The sequence below is a fragment of the Candidatus Methylopumilus rimovensis genome (genome assembly GCF_006364615.1).
In the GTDB taxonomy this organism is placed as follows: domain Bacteria; phylum Pseudomonadota; class Gammaproteobacteria; order Burkholderiales; family Methylophilaceae; genus Methylopumilus; species Methylopumilus rimovensis.
Map to the genome: position 1 here is coordinate 259,872 of NZ_CP040986.1, position 17,396 is coordinate 277,267.

The window sequence follows — 17,396 nt, forward strand, 5'->3', positions numbered from 1 at the left end:
TTTAATGATTAAACAGAGAACCATTCAAAAATCTGTCCAGACTTCTGGTGTAGGCCTGCATAATGGCGAAAAAGTGACTTTGACACTCAAACCTGCTGAAGTTGACCAAGGTATTGTCTTTCGCAGAGTTGATCAAAAGGAAAATCACGAAGTTAAAGTGAGCCCTGATGCAGTTAAAGATACGAAGATGTGTTCAGCCATTGGGCAAGATGCTTCGCGTGTAGCTACAGTTGAACATTTAATGTCAGCATTGTCTGCTCTAGGCATCGATAATATTATTATTGAATTGAATGGCTCTGAAGTACCGATTATGGATGGAAGTTCTATACCATTTATTTACCTTCTTCAAACTGCACAAATTAAAGAACAGGATGCTCCTAAAAAATTTGTACTGATAAATGATGTCATAGAAGTTAAAGATAAGGACAAATGGGCAAGATTCGAACCTTATGAAGGATTTAAAGTTGATTTTACAATCGACTTCCCTCATCCAGTATTTGATGAATCAACGAATAAAGTTGCCCTAGATTTTTATGATGAATCCTATGTCACAGAAATTAGTCGTGCTCGCACGTTCGGATTTATGCAGGAAGTCGAATACTTAAGATCTAATGGATTAGCAAGAGGTGGATCGCTTGATAATGCAATTGTTTTAGATGAGTATAAGATTATTAATACGGATGGACTACGATACAATGACGAATTCGTGCGACATAAAATATTAGATGCTGTTGGCGATCTCTATATGTTAGGTTATTCGATCATAGGTAATTTTAAAGCCTACAAATCAGGTCATGAATTAAATAATAAATTATTACTCGAATTGCTTTCTGATAAAGAAAGTTGGAGCCTTATTACTTTAGACAGTAAAGATCCTAAGACATCAAATTTAGCAACGCGCTATATTAACTCTAAGAGTGGCATTTTAAATCAAGAAATAGCGGGAGTTTACTAATGAACATTTTAAGATTTTGTATATTTTTATTGCTCGCAATATTGATAGCATTTACTTTTTTATATTTAAATACAAAAAATAAAAAATATTTAAAATATTTAAAGCTTACAACTAACATCACATTAATTCTTATACTTATATTTATAATAAGATTGCTTTAACATCAAGTGGCTCAATCAAAGAAAACAATTGCAATTTTTGGAGCTTCAGGCTTTTTAGGCTCTAGTATTGTCTTAGCACTAAATCAATCCAATTGTCGTCTAAAATTATTTTCACGGAATAAAGAAAAAATTAAATATTGGACGGTGAATCCGGATATCCAAATATTTGACTTCGATCTTGATAATTTGACGCAACTAAAAAAAGATTTAAAAAATACAGATGCTGTCATTAACCTCTTAGGTATTCTTCATCAATCTAAAAAAGATTCTTTTGATAAGATTCATCATCTATGGCCAAGCCATTTAGCTAATACGATGAAAGATTTGGGGATTAAGCGGCTTATCCACCTTAGTGCCTTAGGCGCAAGTTTTAACGCTCCAAGTTTATATCTCAAATCAAAAGCGCATGGTGAAACTGCATTACTTAATCAGAAAGATTTAAATTTAACCATATTAAGACCTTCGATTATTTTTGGGGCAAGAGATAATTTTATTAATATGTTTAAGGTGCTTGTAAAATGGCTACCAGTGATAGTTCTTTTATCGCCGCAATCTAAATTTCAACCGATTTATATTGAGGATGTTTCAAAAGCGCTTATTAAAAGTCTTTGGGATAAAAAAACATATGGAAAAGTTTACGAGCTAGGTGGGTCCGATGTTTATTCACTTAAAGAAATTATTAAATTGATTATTAAGTCAGAAAAACTGCATCGTCTTATCATTCCTCTTAACAAACCACTCTCATATATATTTGCTCTAAGTATGGAAATATTGCCAATTAAAATATTGACTCGTGATAATTGGCGATCTATGCAGGTTAATAATGTAGTGGATCCTCAATATGTAATGCCATATCGATATTCTCAAGAACGATTGGAGCATTACCTAGAAAATAAAAAAAATAGACTACCTATGCGAACTAAATATAATTTATATAGAAGTAAATCTGGTCGATAAATGAAAATATATCTTGTGGGCGGCGCTGTGCGAGATCAAATCATGGGTTTATCGGTTAAAGATAAAGACTATGTAGTCGTAGGATCAACTTCGGAAGAAATGGTCAAATTAGGATATAAGCCGGTCGGTAAAGATTTTCCAGTTTTTTTACATCCTAAAACACATCATGAATATGCATTAGCGAGAACAGAGCGTAAAGTTTCAAAAGGTTATAAAGGCTTTAAAGTTTATGCCTCAAAAGAAGTTACTTTAGAGGAAGATCTGAAGCGAAGAGATCTCACAATCAATGCTATTGCTAAGGATACGAAAGGCCAGTTTTTTGATCCCTTTCAAGGTATTAAAGACATTAAAAATAAAGTTTTACGGCATGTTAGCCCAGCTTTTGTGGAAGACCCTATTCGTGTATTACGTATCGCTCGATTTTCTGCTCGATTTCATCAGTTCAAAATACATCCAAAGACGGAACTTATTTTAAGGCAGATTGTAAAAAATAAAGAAATAGAATCTGTAGCATCAGAAAGAATTTGGCATGAATTCTCTGTTGGATTTTCTGAAAAAAAATCTTATTTAATGTTTGAAGTTCTTCATCGATGCGGAGCGCTTAAATTATTATTACCAGAAATGAATTATGTTAAACATAAAAATTCCATGAAGAAGAGTTTCGAATACGCAGCAAAATCTAAGTATTCTGCTGAAATTAAGGCAGCTTTATTTTTTATGTATCTCTACCCTATAAAAGCTAATATCAAGCTACAAGAGAAAATTTATACAAGGCTATCTGTACCGAATGCTGTAAAGAAATTAACCGAAAAAACAATATTGAATTTATCCGATCTAAAGCAATTTAAAAAGCTTAAACCACGCCAAATTCTAGATTTGATTTATAAAATGGATTTGTTTAGAAATCCAGATATGCTATTGGATGTGATTAAAGTCTTTGAGGCCTTTATTAAGGGTCAGTCAATCCAGTATAAATCGGCATCAACAACTTTAAAAATCATGCAAAAGTATTTGAAGCAACTCAATAAATTAAATCTAAGTTCGATTAGTCAAAATAAGCGTGGCCTCGATATTAAGGATGCGGTTTATGACGCCCGCCTTCAAGTATTAACAAAACTTATCTAACAAACTTAAATTAATTGAGTAATTTTTGTAATGCGTTTACCTACAAAAATTATTTTTTTATTTTGCTTAGATACTAGAATTGTTTTCATACCTATCTTGTAAGCGGTTTTTAAATTAGCAAGATCATCCTCCACCATGATGCATTGATGCGCTTTTTTACCAAGCTGTCTTAAGATTTTTTTGAATGCATATAGCGATGGCTTCGGATTGTAAAGCGTTGACTCTATACTATAGACTGCTGAAAAATATTTTTGAATATTAAGTGATTTAATAATTGCGATCGCATAGTGAAGCGGAGCATTTGTAAAAACAATTTTTTTCCCTTTAATTTTTTTTAAAGTATTTTCTAGAGCATGAGATTGTTTTACGAATTTTGATAGCTCTTCTGCATTGTGTGTGCTGAGTAAAAATTCTTTTGGATCAACGCCGTGATTTTCTATTAACCCCTTTAAAGTTGCACCATAGACTTTCCAATATTGATCGCGAAGGTCATGTGCATCATGGTGACTAATTTTGAGTTTATGACTGACATAGTTAGTCATAGATTGATTAATGCTTGGGAATATTTTAGAGCTTGCGTCGTGCAGTGTGTCGTCTAAATCAAAAATCCATACTTTTGACAATTATTTTGCCTTAATTAAAGTACCTACACCCTCGTCTGTTAATACTTCTAACAAAAGTGCATGCTGCACTCTACCATCGATAATATGGACGCTTTTGACCCCGCTTCTTGCAGCATCAAGCGCTGAACTTATTTTAGGTAGCATGCCACCAGATAAAGTGCCATCTTCCACAAGTTTATCAATTTCATTAGGTGTTAATCCCGTGAGGAGCGAGCCTTTTTTGTCTAGCACACCAGGAGTATTAGTAAGTAAGATTAATTTTTCTGCACTTAATACTTCAGATAATTTTCCAGCTACAAGGTCGGCATTGATATTGTAGGTTTCACCATTGGCGCCTACACCAATCGGTGCAATTACAGGAATAAAATCCCCCTCATCTAGAAAATTAATAATACTCGGATTAATTGATGCAATCTCACCCACGTGTCCAAGATCTATCGTTTTTTTTGGGTCCGTATCATTTTGTACGACAAGTTTTTTTGCATGAATAAAATTCCCATCTTGTCCTGTCAAACCCACAGCTTTTCCGCCATGTCTATTAATGAGATTCACTATCTCTTTATTGACTTGTCCTCCGAGAACCATTTCTACAATATCCATCGTTTCGGTATCAGTGACTCTCATACCTTGAATAAACTCACCTTTTTTACCAAGTTTATCAAGATGCTCATCAATCTGAGGGCCACCACCATGGACGACAACTGGGTTCATGCCTACTAATTTTAAAAGCACGACATCGCTTGCAAATGATTGCTTTAAATTTTCGTCAACCATAGCATTGCCACCATACTTAATGACGATGGTTTTACCAAAAAACTTTTTAATGTACGGCAAAGCTTCGCTTAATATTTTGGCTTTGTGTTCCGGTTTAATGTCTTGACTCATTTTTATACCTATAGTTTTTTTAAGATTTTAAAGCTTTTTAATAAAAAATTTTGAATTTCTTTGAGGCAAGTAAGACTCCAATCTTTTTTTAGGAAGTTTTTGGATATTCTCTTCTTTAAAGCCTTTTTCAATGAACCAATGTTCAGTTCTTGTTGTTAGAGCAAATAAATACTTGTAACTTTTTTCTCGCGCAATTTCTTCGCAATAATTATAAAGTTTTGAGCCAAAGCCTTTTGATTGGTAGTTTTTATTAATTGCAAAACAAGCAAACTCAACATGATCGTTGTAAGGATACAAAGCGGCACAACCGATAATTTTTTTATCATGCTCAATGACGAAAAAGTTTTCTATGTCATGATCAATACGTTCTTTGCCTCTTTTAATAAGATAGCCACCAGCTTCTAACGGATTGATCAGTTTGTGAATGCCTTTGACATCATTATGATTAGCTTGTCTAATTGCATCGAGCGCTTTTTCTGTAATGACCGTGCCTACACCTTCATCCGTAAATAATTCCTGAAGAATGGCGCCATCAATATGCCTATTAATTAAATGAATCTTATGAATACCCGCTTCGGAGGCTTTGATAGCAATCTCTAAAAGATCTAACTCATTTGAGCTGATGTTGATGAGCTCATTTTTTTTTGGGTTATTTTTTGCAATACTTTTATAAAGATTGATAGCTTTTTCTAAAGTCATCTCGTGAAGGAGCTCATTTCTTAAATTAAAGATACCATCAGAATCTATAAGAAGAATAAGTTTATCTGCTTCGAGTGCGATAGATGTTTTGAGCGCTACATCTTCCATGGTGAGATTAAACACTTCACCTGTTGGCGAATATCCGATGGGGGATATGACAACTAATTCTTTGTTATCTAATTTTTTCTTAATTGCTGCACTATCAATTTTTCTTACTTCCCCAGTGTGTTGCATATCGACACCATCAATTACACCCAAAGGTTTTGCAGTAATAAAGTTTCCGCTAGAAACTTTAATATCGCTTCCCGCCATAGGTGAATTTAAAAGACTCGACGAAAGTGTAGATTCAATATTAATTTTAATAAGACCATTGGCTTCTTTAACAGCTTCCATGCCTAAATCATCAGTAACGCGAACATTTTGTACAAGCTGGGTGGATATTTTTTTCTCTTTAAGTTTTTGATCGATTTGAGGTCTTGCACCATGGACGAGGACAATTTTGACGTTTAAGCAGGTTAATAAATTGATGTCATGAGAGAGCGCTGTAAATTGATCTTCATCGAGAAGTTCACCCCCAAAAGCAATGACAAATGTTTTATTACTAAAGGTGTTGATATAGGGTGCTGCCAACCTAAACCATCTTGCAAATGTTTGGCTATCTAATTTCTGAATGGGGTTGGGGGAAGTCTTATTTTGAAAAAGACTAGAGGGTGCGCAATTGAGCACCTCACATATTTTAAGTAATTGCGCTTCACTGACATTTTGAGCACCTCTTTCTATTCTAGAAAGATTGCCAGGATCGCTCGCAATTTTTTCCGCTAAGACTTGAAGGGTTAGCCCTAAAGACTTCCTTCTTTTTCTGATTGCTTCGCCAAGTGACATAAGGTAAAAATTTGCTTAAAACACATATTTTACATGCATTTTTTAAAAAATTACCATAATTTTTGCGTTTTATGCAAAATCACCCCATAAATTTTGTAAAATAGAAAGAGCGACTATAGGGGCTGTTTCCGTTCTTAATATTCTTTGACCAAAATTCACTGGAATAAAAGCATGGTTTGTCGCCAAGGCCATTTCTTTTTCTGAGAAACCACCTTCAGGCCCTACCATAAAGACAATCGAATTAGACGGTTTGTTTAAGTGATTTATATTTTGTGCTTTTGATGGCGTGAGGATTAATTTTAAGTTGTCTGTTGTTAGAATTTCTTTGCTTAACCACTGATTTAAATGGAGGGGGCTTAAGATAGCCGGAACGACGCTTCGCCCCGTTTGTTCACATGCTGAAATAGCGACAGTTTTCCAGTGCTCAAGTTTTTTATCAGTTCTTTCCTGGTCCAATTTAATAATAGACCGTTCTGTTAATAGGGGCTGGATAGCATGAACGCCGAGCTCAACGGCTTTTTGAATAATCCAATCCATTTTGTCTCCTGCTGCAAGACCTTGGGCTAACGTTATCTTTAAAGGAGACTCGTGATTGACTTCATATTTATCGATAATTTCAACGGATGTTTTATGTTTCGATACTTCGATGACTTTTGCGACATAATCAAAACCATCGCCATTAAAAAGAGCGAATTGATCGCCTACTTTCAATCTTAAAACTTTTGTAGCGTGAATATGAGTTTGTGCGCCTAACTCAACGACATGTTTGAGTTCTAGGTTTTCAGAGTGGTAAAATCGATTTTCTTCCATAGTCAATTCTATCTAATAGGTAAGCTATATTAAGGCATAAAACATGGTTAGTTTAAATACTCCGCTTTGTGATTTTGGTTGGAAAGCCATTGATTTTAATTTACAAGGTGTCGATGACACATTTTGGACTCTAGAAAAATCAAAAGGCGAGAATGGTTTACTTGTGATGTTTATCTGTAATCACTGTCCTTATGTAAAAGCAATATTGCCAAGACTTGTCCATGATCTTCGAATCTTAAAGGGCCTTGGAATTGAAACGATCGCTATTCAGAGTAATGACCCTTTAAATTATCCTGAAGATTCGTTTGAAAATATGAAGTCTATTGCTTATCAATCTCATTTTTCTTTTCCATATGTTATTGACGAGACTCAAGAAACCGCAAGAGCTTATAACGCTATTTGTACGCCAGATTTTTTCGGATTTAATCGAAATTTAGAGTTGCAATATCGTGGCCGTTTTGACGCAACTGGTCGGGGAGTTCCGCCACCCGATAATACGCATGATTTATTTGAAGCAATGAAGCTTATTGCTGAAACCCAAAAAGGGCCTACCGAACAAAAATCAAGCATTGGCTGCTCTATTAAATGGAGAGAATGAAAAGCATTTAGAGCAAATAATCAAGAGGCAAAAAGACCCTATTCGCCTTGCTGAAAAGGGCTATTTAAGCAATAATTTAGGTAAAAATAACATCAATTTTTTAACTTTACATTTAGTACGCAAATATTTAAAAAATAATTGCAATGCTGTCAATTTCGGGAGGCAATAATGGCAACACGTCAAGATTTAGCTAACGCAATTCGCGCGTTATCAATGGATGCAGTTCAAAAAGCAAACTCAGGACACCCAGGTGCACCTATGGGTATGGCTGAAATTGCTGAGGTTGTATGGAATCATCATTTACAACATAACCCTACTAATCCAAATTGGGCTAATCGTGATCGCTTTATTCTTTCGAATGGTCATGGATCAATGTTGATTTATTCATTACTTCATCTCACAGGTTACGATTTACCAATAGATGAAATTAAAACATTCCGTCAACTCCACTCTAAGTGTGCAGGCCACCCCGAATATGGTTATGCGCCAGGTGTTGAAACAACAACAGGACCTTTAGGTCAAGGTATCAGTAATGCAGTGGGTTTTGCAATGGCTGAAAAATTACTCGCGAATCAATTTAATAAACCTAATCATAAAATCGTAGATCACCACACATATGTATTCTTAGGTGATGGTTGTATGATGGAAGGTGTATCTCATGAAGCTTGTGCTCTAGCAGGTACATGGGGTCTTGGTAATTTAATTGCTTTCTGGGATGACAACGGCATTTCTATTGATGGTCACATCGAAGGTTGGTATACAGATGACACGGCTAAGCGTTTTGAATCTTACGGCTGGCATGTAATTCCAAATGTAGATGGCCATGATTTTGAGGCGGTCAACAAAGCAGTTGAGGCGGCAAAAAAAATCACAGACAAGCCATCATTAATTTGCTGTAAAACTATTATCGGCAAAGGCTCACCTAACAAATCTGGATCGCATGATTGTCATGGATCAGCTTTAGGTGATGCTGAAGTTGCTGCTACAAGAGAAGCAATTGGTTGGAAGCACGATCCATTTGTGATTCCTGAAGACGTATATGCAGGATGGAGCGCTAAAGATAAAGGCGCTAAAGCCGAAGCAGCATGGAACGATAAGTTCGCGGCTTACGAAAAAGAATTCCCAGATCTAGCTGCTGAATTTAAACGTCGTATGAAAGGTGATCTTCCAAAAAATTGGAAATCATCGACAGATGCCATGATTAAATCTGTCAACGAAAAAGCTGAAGTATTAGCAACACGCAAAGCTTCGCAAAATGCGATTGCAGGTCTTGCGCCAATCTTGCCAGAGTTTGTAGGCGGTTCAGCAGACTTAACAGGATCAAACCTCACAAGTTGTTCATCATTCCAACACGTAAGTGGTAAAACACCAGGTAATTATATTTCTTATGGTGTTCGTGAATTTGGTATGGCGGCGATTATGAATGGTATGGCACTTCATGGTGGTGTGCTTCCATTTGGTGGCACATTCCATATGTTCTCGGATTATATGAAGAACGGTATGAGAATGGCAGCGCTTATGAAACAAAGAGTAATCTATGTGTTAACGCACGACTCAATTGGTCAAGGCGAAGACGGCCCAACACATCAACCAATCGAAACTACTTCAGGCCTTCGTTATATTCCTAGAATGGATGTATGGAGACCAGCAGATTCAACGGAAACAGCAGTAGCATGGGTAGTCGCTGTTGAAAGCATTCACAATCCAACCAGTTTAGTATTAAGCCGACAAAATACTTCATTTACAAAAAGAACTGATGCGCAAATTGACTTGATTCGCAAAGGTGCATATGTTTTAGCAGAAGCAGAAGGTGGTAAAGCGGATGTAATTCTAATTGCAACTGGATCAGAAGTAGATCTCGCATTGAAATCACAAGCTGCATTAAAAGAACAAAATATTAAAGCGCGCGTGGTTTCTATGCCATCAACTAATGTATTTGATCGTCAAGATCAAGCATACAAAGATAGCGTTCTAACAAAGGGTGTAAAACGCGTATCGATTGAAGCAGGCGTGACTGATTTCTGGAGAAAATATATCGGTTTAGATGGCGCTGCTGTAGGTATTGATACATTTGGTGAGTCAGCACCTGGAGGCGCGTTATTTAAACACTTTGGATTTACAGTAGAAAATGTGGTTTCAACTGTTAAATCAATTCTGTAATCATTATTGAGTAAGTTGAATAAGGCATCTCAAATTTGAGATGCCTTATTTTTTACTGAGGAAATCTTTATGGCAATCAAGATAGCAATCACAGGATTTGGAAGAATAGGCCGTTTAATATTAAGAGCGATTTATGAATTAAATCATCAAGATATTAAAGTCGTCGCCATTAATTCGAGTCGCGGTGATGCAACATCTAATGCCCATTTATTAAAATACGATAGTGCACACGGTAAATTTAATGCCGACATCAAAACAAATGATCATGAAATGATCATCAACGGTGACGTGATTAAATTTTTTTCCACAAGAAATCCTGAAGAGTTGCCTTGGGATAAATTGAATGTAGATGTCGTCATGGAATGTACAGGCGCTTTTACGAGCAAAGAAAAATCAATCGTACATCTGAAACAAGGCGCTAAGAAAGTATTGATTTCCGCCCCTGGCGGTAAAGATGTAGATGCAACTATTGTATATGGCGTCAACCATCAAATTTTAAAAGCGACTGATACAGTTGTTTCAAACGCTTCTTGTACCACTAATGGATTGGCTCCTATGGTGAAGCCCTTGCATGATCAATTAGGGATTATCACAGGACTTATGACAACGATTCACTCATATACAAACGATCAATATTTAAATGACAATCAACATAAGGACCCAAGAAGAGCTCGTTCTGCAACAACCTCAATAATTCCAACAAAAACAGGTGCAGCAGATGCTGTAGGTTTGGTGATACCTGAGTTAAAGGGTAAATTAGATGGCATTGCTATTCGCGTTCCAACATTAAATGTATCTTTAGTTGAGTTAACTTTTACGCCAAAGAAAGCGACATCAAAAGATGAGGTTAATCGCATTATAAAAGAGGCGGCTAATCAAGGAAGTTTAAAAGGCATATTAATTTATAACGATGAACCTTTAGTCTCAGTGGATTTCAATCATACGGAAGCATCTTCATTTTTTGATGCTAACTTAACTAAAGTAAGTGAGGATGGTTTGCTAGTCAAAGTCTTTGGCTGGTATGACAATGAGTGGGCCTTTAGCTGCCGCATGATTGATACGGCCATCGCTATGATGTCAGCTAAATAAATAGTTGTTTAATGAACATTAAAAGACTTGTTGATTTAGATCTCAAAGGTAAAAGAGTCTTTATTCGCTCGGATTTAAATGTGCCTATTCAAAATGGAAAAATTACTTCTCCTAAAAGAATTCTAGCTTCTATTCCCACTATTGAATTTGCCCTTCAAAAAGGCGCCAGTGTCATGGTGACATCTCACTTAGGTAGACCCGAGGAGGAGAAATATAGTAGCGATGATTCACTTAAGCCCGTAGTAGATTTTTTAAAGAGTCATCTTAAGTATCCTGTTCATCTTGTTTCAGATTGGGTTAATTCTTCTTTTGATATTGCACCAGGTCAATTAACAGTTTTAGAAAACTGTAGATTTAATATGGGCGAGAAAAAAAATGATGAAGCATTGGCAAAAAAATATGCCTCACTTACAGATATTTTTGTCATGGATGCATTTGGGACGGCTCATCGCAAAGAAGCTTCCACATATGGCATTGCAGAATATGCAGAGACTGCGTGTGCAGGCATTTTATTTGTAGCTGAACTTGAAGCGCTTGAAAAAGCATTATTAGAGCCTTCTCGGCCTATGATTGCCATTGTAGGTGGAAGTAAAGTATCTTCAAAATTAAGTATATTGGATACCTTATCTGACAAAGTAGATCAGCTTATTGTGGGTGGTGGTATTGCTAATACTTTTATCAAAGCGATGGGCTTTGAAGTCGGTAGCTCAATGTATGAAGAAGATCTTGTGCCTGCGGCTAGAAAAATAATAGATAAACTAGAAAAACGTGGCGCCTCACTTCCGCTTATTTCAGATGTTGTTTGTGGTAAAAAGTTTGACGCTAAAGAAGTTGCCGTTACAAAAAATATTAAAGATGTTCATAAGGACGACATGATATTTGATCTAGGACAAAATTCAGTAGATGAAATTGTGAAATGTATTCATAACGCTAAAACCATTATATGGAATGGACCTATTGGCGTATTTGAATTTGATCAGTTTGCAAAAGGCACCGAGACGATGACACATGCGATTGCCAATTCTGAAGCATTTTCACTTGCAGGAGGTGGCGATACGATCGCTGCAATAGAAAAGTTTAATGTTGCAAAAGATATCTCATATATTTCAACTGCAGGTGGTGCATTTTTAGAGTTTGCAGAAGGCAAAAAACTTCCTGCTATTGAAATTTTAGAAAGAAGATTTTAATGGCTCATATTCAATTGACAGAAACATCTATCAAAAGCCTTCCTTTACTTCATAAAGGTAAAGTGAGGGATATATATGGGGTTGATGACAAACATCTGCTGATCGTAACGACAGACCGATTATCAGCATTTGATGTCGTGATGAATGAGCCTATTCCCTATAAAGGATTTGTTCTTACACAAATGGCTGATTTCTGGTTTCAAAAACTTTCTTATGTGGTTGCAAATCATTTATCAGGCATTGCGCCTGAAACTGTTGTGTCTGAAAACGAAGTAGTCCAGGTGAAAAATCGCGCTATTGTGGCACGCAAATTAAGAGCGCTTCCTATTGAGGCTATTGTTCGAGGTTACTTATCAGGAAGTGGCTGGAAAGATTATCAAAAAACTCAAGCTGTATGCGGTATAAAACTTCCACAAAATTTAAAAGAATCTGCAAAATTACAGGACCCTATATTTACTCCTTCCAGTAAAGAAGCAGTTGGGCAACACGATGAAAACATTTCATATGAAGAATGTGAAACTCGCGTTGGAAAAGAAATTGCATCACGTATTAAAGAAATTAGTATTAAGTTATATCAGGAAGCTTCTGCATTCGCGCTTACAAAAGGTATTATTATTGCAGATACCAAATTCGAATTCGGTTTAGATGACAATAATAATTTAGTGCTGATTGATGAAATATTAACGCCAGACTCTTCTCGTTTTTGGCCATTAGATCAATACCGTGAAGGCAAATCTCAACCAAGTTTTGATAAACAATTTATTAGAGATTGGCTAGAAAGTAGCGGATGGAATAAAACGCCTCCACCCCCTTCTTTACCAATAGATGTGATTACAAAAACAAGCCAGAAATATTTAGAAGCCTTTCAAAAACTTACAGGTCACGATATAAAAAAGTAATTAAATAAAAAAGGCGCCCTTAAAGGCGCCTTTTTTTATATATTAAAATTAAAGAAGCGGCACAATAAGAAGAGCCACAATATTAATAATTTTAATCAGTGGGTTAATTGCTGGGCCAGCTGTATCTTTATAAGGATCACCTACAGTATCACCAGTAACAGCTGCTTTATGAGCTTCTGAACCTTTCCCACCGTGATTGCCATCCTCAATATATTTTTTAGCATTATCCCAAGCACCGCCTCCTGTACACATTGAGATTGCTACAAATAATCCTGTCACAATAGTACCCATAAGAAGCCCACCTAAAGCTTTAGGCCCTAAAGATAAACCTACTACGATAGGAACGGCAACCGGAAGTAATGAAGGAACAATCATTTCTTTAATTGCAGCTGTCGTTAACATATCAACAGCTCTTGCATAGTCAGGCTTGCCTTTGCCAGTCATAATACCTTTGATAGTTTTAAATTGTCGTCTAACTTCTTCGACAACTGCTCCTGCAGCTCTTCCCACTGCTTCCATTGCCATCGCAGCAAAAAGGTAAGGAATAAGACCTCCAATAATTAATCCAATAATGACCAATGGATCACTTAAATCAAATGTGGTTGCTATGCCTACAGATTCTAATTTATGAGTATAGTCTGCAAAAAGAACAAGTGCTGCAAGACCAGCTGATCCAATCGCATAACCTTTAGTCACTGCTTTAGTTGTATTACCAACAGCATCTAATGGATCTGTAACATCACGAACACTCTTTGGTAATCCAGCCATCTCTGCAATACCACCAGCGTTATCAGTGATTGGACCGTATGCGTCTAATGCCACAATAATACCAGCCATACTCAACATCGATGTTGCAGCAACAGCAACACCATATAGGCCTGCAAGATGATGAGATACAAAGATTGCAATACAAACAGAAATAACAGGAAGCGCGGTAGATTTCATCGAGATACCGATACCCGCAATAATATTTGTGGCGTGACCTGTTTTTGAAGCTCGCGCTACATGCCTTACAGGTTCGTAATCAGTACCTGTATAGTATTCTGTAATCCATACTAAAGCTGCTGTTAATACTAAGCCTACGATACATGATTGGAATAAGGCCATTGAAGATACATTTACATTCTGTATTGAAACACCTTCAGGGAAAACAAAGTTTGTAACATAGTAGAAAGCTATGAGTGAAAGTCCGCCAGCTACGATGAGGCCTTTATATAAAGCGGGCATAACATTTTTCATTTTAGGGGTTGCTCTTACAAAGAAACATCCAATAATGGATGTCACGATAGAGGCTGCACCTAAAAGAAGAGGGTACATAATTCCACTTGCACCATTATTAGTGATCATAAGACCACCAAGGACCATGGTTGCAATTAAAGTTACCGCATAAGTTTCGAATAAATCTGCTGCCATACCTGCACAGTCACCTACATTATCACCAACGTTATCTGCAATTACAGCTGGATTTCTTGGATCATCTTCCGGAATACCTGCTTCAACTTTACCAACCAAGTCAGCGCCTACGTCTGCACCTTTGGTAAAGATACCGCCGCCTAAACGCGCAAAAATTGAGATGAGTGAAGAACCAAAAGCGAGTCCAATAAGAGGATTTAAATTAGTTGCTTCAGCGCCACCTAGGTACATATAAAACCCTGTAACACCAAGAAGACCAAGTCCGACCACTAATAATCCCGTAATAGCGCCACCTTTAAAGGCGACATCAAGCGCTGGAACAATCCCTTTTGTAGCAGCTTGGGCTGTTCTCACATTTGCTTTGACAGAGACATTCATACCGATGAATCCGCAAGCGCCGGAGAGAAGCGCGCCAATGACAAAGCCTAATGCCGTATCTTTGGAAATAAAAATACCAATCAGAATTGTTAAAACAATACCTACAATCGATATCGCTTTATATTGTCTTGCAAGATAAGCTTTGGCGCCTTCTTGAATGGCGAGGGCGATTGCCTGCATTTTTGAGTTGCCAGCGGGCAATTTAAATATCCATGCGCTCATGACTGCACCATAAAGAATTGCTAAAAGTGCTGCGCCAATAATAAGGTTAAGTTCTGACATACATGCTCCTAAATTTTGGAAATCTTAAAATGAAAAACTTATACGATAAATTATCACATTCAATAGCTTTGTCACTACTAAACTTAAAATTTTAATTATAGATTAGCCTGTGAAAAGCATTGACAAGCCTATTAAAATTAATAGGTAGGCGAATATTTTTTTTAATGATGAAACAGAAATTTGATGTATCCATTTTGTTGCCAGCCGCACAAAAATAAGACTTGAAGCCGTCATAAATATAAGGCCGGGTAAATAGATGTAGCCGACACTGAATTGAGGTAGTTGGTTAACATATAAGCCATTTTTAATAAATCCAAATGAAGCACCCAGCCCAATAAACACCCCTAGGGAGCTAGAGAGTCCGACAGCAAGCCTAGGATTAACTTTGTGATAAATAAAATAAGGTACAAACATAGTGCCTCCTCCAATTCCAATAATAGTGGAGACAGAGCCTATTATGAATCCATAAAGATTAGCAAAAATAAAGGACGGTAATTGAACCAAGCTCTTGATTTTAGGAGATTTAAAAATTTCATAGGCGGCAAGGAAAGTGTAGGCAATAAAAGCGTGCTTAATAAATGCAATATTTAAATGAGGAATGATAAAAGCCATAGCCAAAGAACCTAAAAAAACTCCAGGGATGTAATGTGCTGCCGTTGACCAGCTCATATTGTTCTGTTTTGTATGAAAAAAACTCGACACTCCCCCTGTAAAAATAATGGAAGCAAGAGAAGTTCCAATAGCCATAAGCATTGCTTGATCAAAGGCAACTTGATGAAAATGAATTAAGAGGTAAGTTAGAAGAGGGACAATTATAAGGCCGCCGCCAATGCCGAGAAGCCCAGATAGAGTGCCAACAAAGCTTCCAGCAATTAAGAGTATGAGCGCTTCAGTCAGAATTTGCATGATGTTTAATGAGTTTAATGAGACGATGTCTTAGAGGTGAATCCTCTAGACTACTGAGTAGATTTTCGAAAGCTGATTTAGCTTGAGCAGGAAAGCTTTTAGATCGGGGCGGCATCACTTTAGAATTTTTAATCATCAATTTTATTTTTAAAGATTTAATTGGGTTGGCATAAGGTATTTCTTTTTGAATGCCTTCATTCAATTCCTTCAGAAGTGAAGATTCAATAAACTTTAATTTGCTGGCAATGCCACTATTTTCAACATAGACGGTCAAAATATCGTCTCGAATACCACCGATATGAGATAAAGGGACTAGTTTGGTTGGGGCCTTGATAGACCATAGCTTTTGATAGCTAGAAATAGAGCGATTTTTCTCTCTAATTAAGGAAAATACTTCACTTTCCAAAAGCTTGTTCACGGGCTTCATAAGTTATAATTATCTATTATTTAAGCTAAATTTAGACTTCAATGCGAATTATCTTTGTTACAAATAGTACATCAAAGCCAAAAAGTATCCATGTAGTAACTTTTATTGCCACAATCTTTTTGCTTTTTATTGCGCTCATTCAAGGTATTAACTGGCTTGATTCGAAATATAACGGCGGTGTTGAAGAAAAGAAATCATTAATTAATCTTAAACTTGATCTTAATTTAGGGAGTTTTCAGAAGAATTTAGATGTTTATGCAACCCAAATTGGCGAACTTCAAGCGCGATTAATACGTATAGATAATCAAGCTCAGAGACTTCAAGATTTTGCTAAAGAGAAATTAAAAACAAATGAAAAGATGCCTAAACCAGCTCCAATAAAATCATCTGGCCAAGGCGGGCCCTTCGTCCCTGAAAAGAATTTTTCTGAGACTGAACTTCAATCATTTATTGATAAGCTAACACTTGATATTGAAAAACACGAAGAGTACTACAATAATTTAGAAGCTTTTTATCTAAAACAAAGTGTTTTTAAAGACACTTTACCTAATGCCTCCCCTGTCAATGTGCCTTTCAATTCATCAAGTTATGGCTGGAGGGTGGATCCTTTTTTAGGTGTAAGGGCGTTTCATGAAGGATTAGACTTTAGCGCAGATGTTGGTCAACCCATTAAGGCAACGGCTGCAGGCATTGTCTTGGCCGCTGAGGTAACCCCTGAATACGGCAATATGGTTCGTATTTCTCATGGGTCTGGACTTGAAACACGATATGCACATGCATCTAAATTATTAGTGAAAGAAGGTGAGCGTATTAAAAAGAATCAAGTTATTGCTCTAGTAGGCAATACTGGAAGATCGACAGGGCCACATCTTCATTATGAAATTAGAATGAATGGCGAGTCTTTAGATCCTCGCAAGTATCTTCAATATTAATTATTTCAAACTATCTCGATTAAGAATA

General features: G+C 36.5%; 16 protein-coding genes. 9 read left to right on the forward strand and 7 right to left on the reverse strand.

What is annotated here, in order from left to right; genetic code table 11:
• The first annotated feature begins 4 nt into the window (after positions 1 to 4).
• The 3 genes from lpxC to FIT61_RS01385 all read left to right on the forward strand — a co-directional run bounded on the left by lpxC (position 5) and on the right by FIT61_RS01385 (position 3,198).
• Entirely contained in the window at positions 5 to 955 is a 951-nt protein-coding gene (gene lpxC, locus FIT61_RS01375) for a UDP-3-O-acyl-N-acetylglucosamine deacetylase (RefSeq protein WP_139882752.1), read from the forward strand.
• Positions 956 to 1,122: 167 nt separating this feature from the next.
• Positions 1,123 to 2,073 carry a complex I NDUFA9 subunit family protein gene (locus tag FIT61_RS01380; RefSeq protein ID WP_139882754.1) on the forward strand — a complete coding sequence of 317 codons (951 nt, stop codon included), beginning with the start codon at positions 1,123 to 1,125 and terminating at the stop codon, positions 2,071 to 2,073.
• On the forward strand, positions 2,074 to 3,198 hold the full coding sequence (locus FIT61_RS01385; RefSeq protein ID WP_139882756.1) for a tRNA nucleotidyltransferase/poly(A) polymerase-related protein: 1,125 nt from the start codon (positions 2,074 to 2,076) through the stop codon (positions 3,196 to 3,198). It begins immediately after the preceding gene.
• 5 nt (positions 3,199 to 3,203) lie between these two features.
• Here FIT61_RS01385 and FIT61_RS01390 read toward each other — a convergent pair whose 3' ends face one another.
• The 4 genes from FIT61_RS01390 to FIT61_RS01405 form a co-directional block, all read right to left on the reverse strand.
• The gene (locus tag FIT61_RS01390; protein WP_139882758.1) at positions 3,204 to 3,821 is read right to left on the reverse strand and encodes a pyrimidine 5'-nucleotidase; all 618 of its coding nucleotides are present in this window, start codon (positions 3,819 to 3,821) and stop codon (positions 3,204 to 3,206) included.
• Positions 3,822 to 4,706, reverse strand: coding sequence for an acetylglutamate kinase (argB, locus tag FIT61_RS01395; protein ID WP_139882760.1), 885 nt, complete (start codon positions 4,704 to 4,706; stop codon positions 3,822 to 3,824).
• A gap of 27 nt (positions 4,707 to 4,733) precedes the next feature.
• Positions 4,734 to 6,287 carry an amino-acid N-acetyltransferase gene (argA, locus tag FIT61_RS01400; protein WP_139882762.1) on the reverse strand — a complete coding sequence of 518 codons (1,554 nt, stop codon included), beginning with the start codon at positions 6,285 to 6,287 and terminating at the stop codon, positions 4,734 to 4,736.
• Positions 6,288 to 6,356: 69 nt separating this feature from the next.
• Positions 6,357 to 7,097 carry a 16S rRNA (uracil(1498)-N(3))-methyltransferase gene (locus FIT61_RS01405; protein ID WP_139882764.1) on the reverse strand — a complete coding sequence of 247 codons (741 nt, stop codon included), beginning with the start codon at positions 7,095 to 7,097 and terminating at the stop codon, positions 6,357 to 6,359.
• A 43-nt stretch (positions 7,098 to 7,140) separates the two neighbouring features.
• Between FIT61_RS01405 and FIT61_RS01410 the strand changes: the two genes are divergently transcribed.
• The 5 genes from FIT61_RS01410 to FIT61_RS01430 all read left to right on the forward strand — a co-directional run bounded on the left by FIT61_RS01410 (position 7,141) and on the right by FIT61_RS01430 (position 13,030).
• On the forward strand, positions 7,141 to 7,695 hold the full coding sequence (locus FIT61_RS01410) for a thioredoxin family protein (RefSeq protein WP_139882766.1): 555 nt from the start codon (positions 7,141 to 7,143) through the stop codon (positions 7,693 to 7,695).
• A gap of 168 nt (positions 7,696 to 7,863) precedes the next feature.
• The gene (gene tkt / locus FIT61_RS01415) at positions 7,864 to 9,855 is read left to right on the forward strand and encodes a transketolase (protein WP_139882767.1); all 1,992 of its coding nucleotides are present in this window, start codon (positions 7,864 to 7,866) and stop codon (positions 9,853 to 9,855) included.
• Between the two features lie 69 nt (positions 9,856 to 9,924).
• Complete coding sequence (gap, locus tag FIT61_RS01420; RefSeq protein WP_139882769.1) at positions 9,925 to 10,944, forward strand: type I glyceraldehyde-3-phosphate dehydrogenase; 1,020 nt, start codon at positions 9,925 to 9,927, stop codon at positions 10,942 to 10,944.
• 11 nt (positions 10,945 to 10,955) lie between these two features.
• Entirely contained in the window at positions 10,956 to 12,131 is a 1,176-nt protein-coding gene (locus tag FIT61_RS01425) for a phosphoglycerate kinase (RefSeq protein WP_139882771.1), read from the forward strand.
• Positions 12,131 to 13,030: a phosphoribosylaminoimidazolesuccinocarboxamide synthase gene (locus tag FIT61_RS01430; RefSeq protein WP_139882773.1), complete on the forward strand. Its 900-nt coding sequence runs from the start codon at positions 12,131 to 12,133 to the stop codon at positions 13,028 to 13,030. Before FIT61_RS01425 ends, FIT61_RS01430 begins: the two co-directional genes overlap by 1 nt.
• Before the next feature lie 48 nt (positions 13,031 to 13,078).
• On the opposite strand, the gene FIT61_RS01435 is transcribed toward FIT61_RS01430, so the two are convergent.
• From FIT61_RS01435 to FIT61_RS01445, 3 genes are all read right to left on the reverse strand, one after another.
• Positions 13,079 to 15,103, reverse strand: a complete 2,025-nt coding sequence (locus FIT61_RS01435; protein WP_139882775.1) for a sodium-translocating pyrophosphatase — start codon at positions 15,101 to 15,103, stop codon at positions 13,079 to 13,081.
• 102 nt (positions 15,104 to 15,205) lie between these two features.
• Positions 15,206 to 16,009, reverse strand: coding sequence for a sulfite exporter TauE/SafE family protein (locus FIT61_RS01440; protein ID WP_139882777.1), 804 nt, complete (start codon positions 16,007 to 16,009; stop codon positions 15,206 to 15,208).
• Entirely contained in the window at positions 15,993 to 16,436 is a 444-nt protein-coding gene (locus tag FIT61_RS01445) for a DciA family protein (protein ID WP_139882778.1), read from the reverse strand. The genes FIT61_RS01440 and FIT61_RS01445 overlap by 17 nt, the downstream gene beginning before the upstream one ends.
• 41 nt (positions 16,437 to 16,477) lie before the next feature.
• Between FIT61_RS01445 and FIT61_RS01450 the strand changes: the two genes are divergently transcribed.
• The gene (locus tag FIT61_RS01450; RefSeq protein ID WP_139882780.1) at positions 16,478 to 17,368 is read left to right on the forward strand and encodes a M23 family metallopeptidase; all 891 of its coding nucleotides are present in this window, start codon (positions 16,478 to 16,480) and stop codon (positions 17,366 to 17,368) included.
• The last annotated feature ends 28 nt before the right edge of the window (positions 17,369 to 17,396 follow it).

Bases quoted from the DNA above. Each gene is read 5' to 3' on its own strand.
- lpxC (WP_139882752.1), top strand. From the start codon at position 5: ATGATTAAACAGAGAACCATTCAAAAATCTGTCCAGACTTCTGGTGTA.
- FIT61_RS01385 (WP_139882756.1), top strand. From the start codon at position 2,074: ATGAAAATATATCTTGTGGGCGGCGCTGTGCGAGATCAAATCATGGGT.
- argB (WP_139882760.1), bottom strand. From the start codon at position 4,706: ATGAGTCAAGACATTAAACCGGAACACAAAGCCAAAATATTAAGCGAA.
- argA (WP_139882762.1), bottom strand. From the start codon at position 6,287: ATGTCACTTGGCGAAGCAATCAGAAAAAGAAGGAAGTCTTTAGGGCTA.
- FIT61_RS01405 (WP_139882764.1), bottom strand. From the start codon at position 7,097: ATGGAAGAAAATCGATTTTACCACTCTGAAAACCTAGAACTCAAACAT.
- FIT61_RS01410 (WP_139882766.1), top strand. From the start codon at position 7,141: ATGGTTAGTTTAAATACTCCGCTTTGTGATTTTGGTTGGAAAGCCATT.
- tkt (WP_139882767.1), top strand. From the start codon at position 7,864: ATGGCAACACGTCAAGATTTAGCTAACGCAATTCGCGCGTTATCAATG.
- gap (WP_139882769.1), top strand. From the start codon at position 9,925: ATGGCAATCAAGATAGCAATCACAGGATTTGGAAGAATAGGCCGTTTA.
- FIT61_RS01425 (WP_139882771.1), top strand. From the start codon at position 10,956: ATGAACATTAAAAGACTTGTTGATTTAGATCTCAAAGGTAAAAGAGTC.
- FIT61_RS01430 (WP_139882773.1), top strand. From the start codon at position 12,131: ATGGCTCATATTCAATTGACAGAAACATCTATCAAAAGCCTTCCTTTA.
- FIT61_RS01435 (WP_139882775.1), bottom strand. From the start codon at position 15,103: ATGTCAGAACTTAACCTTATTATTGGCGCAGCACTTTTAGCAATTCTT.
- FIT61_RS01440 (WP_139882777.1), bottom strand. From the start codon at position 16,009: ATGCAAATTCTGACTGAAGCGCTCATACTCTTAATTGCTGGAAGCTTT.
- FIT61_RS01445 (WP_139882778.1), bottom strand. From the start codon at position 16,436: ATGAAGCCCGTGAACAAGCTTTTGGAAAGTGAAGTATTTTCCTTAATT.
- FIT61_RS01450 (WP_139882780.1), top strand. From the start codon at position 16,478: ATGCGAATTATCTTTGTTACAAATAGTACATCAAAGCCAAAAAGTATC.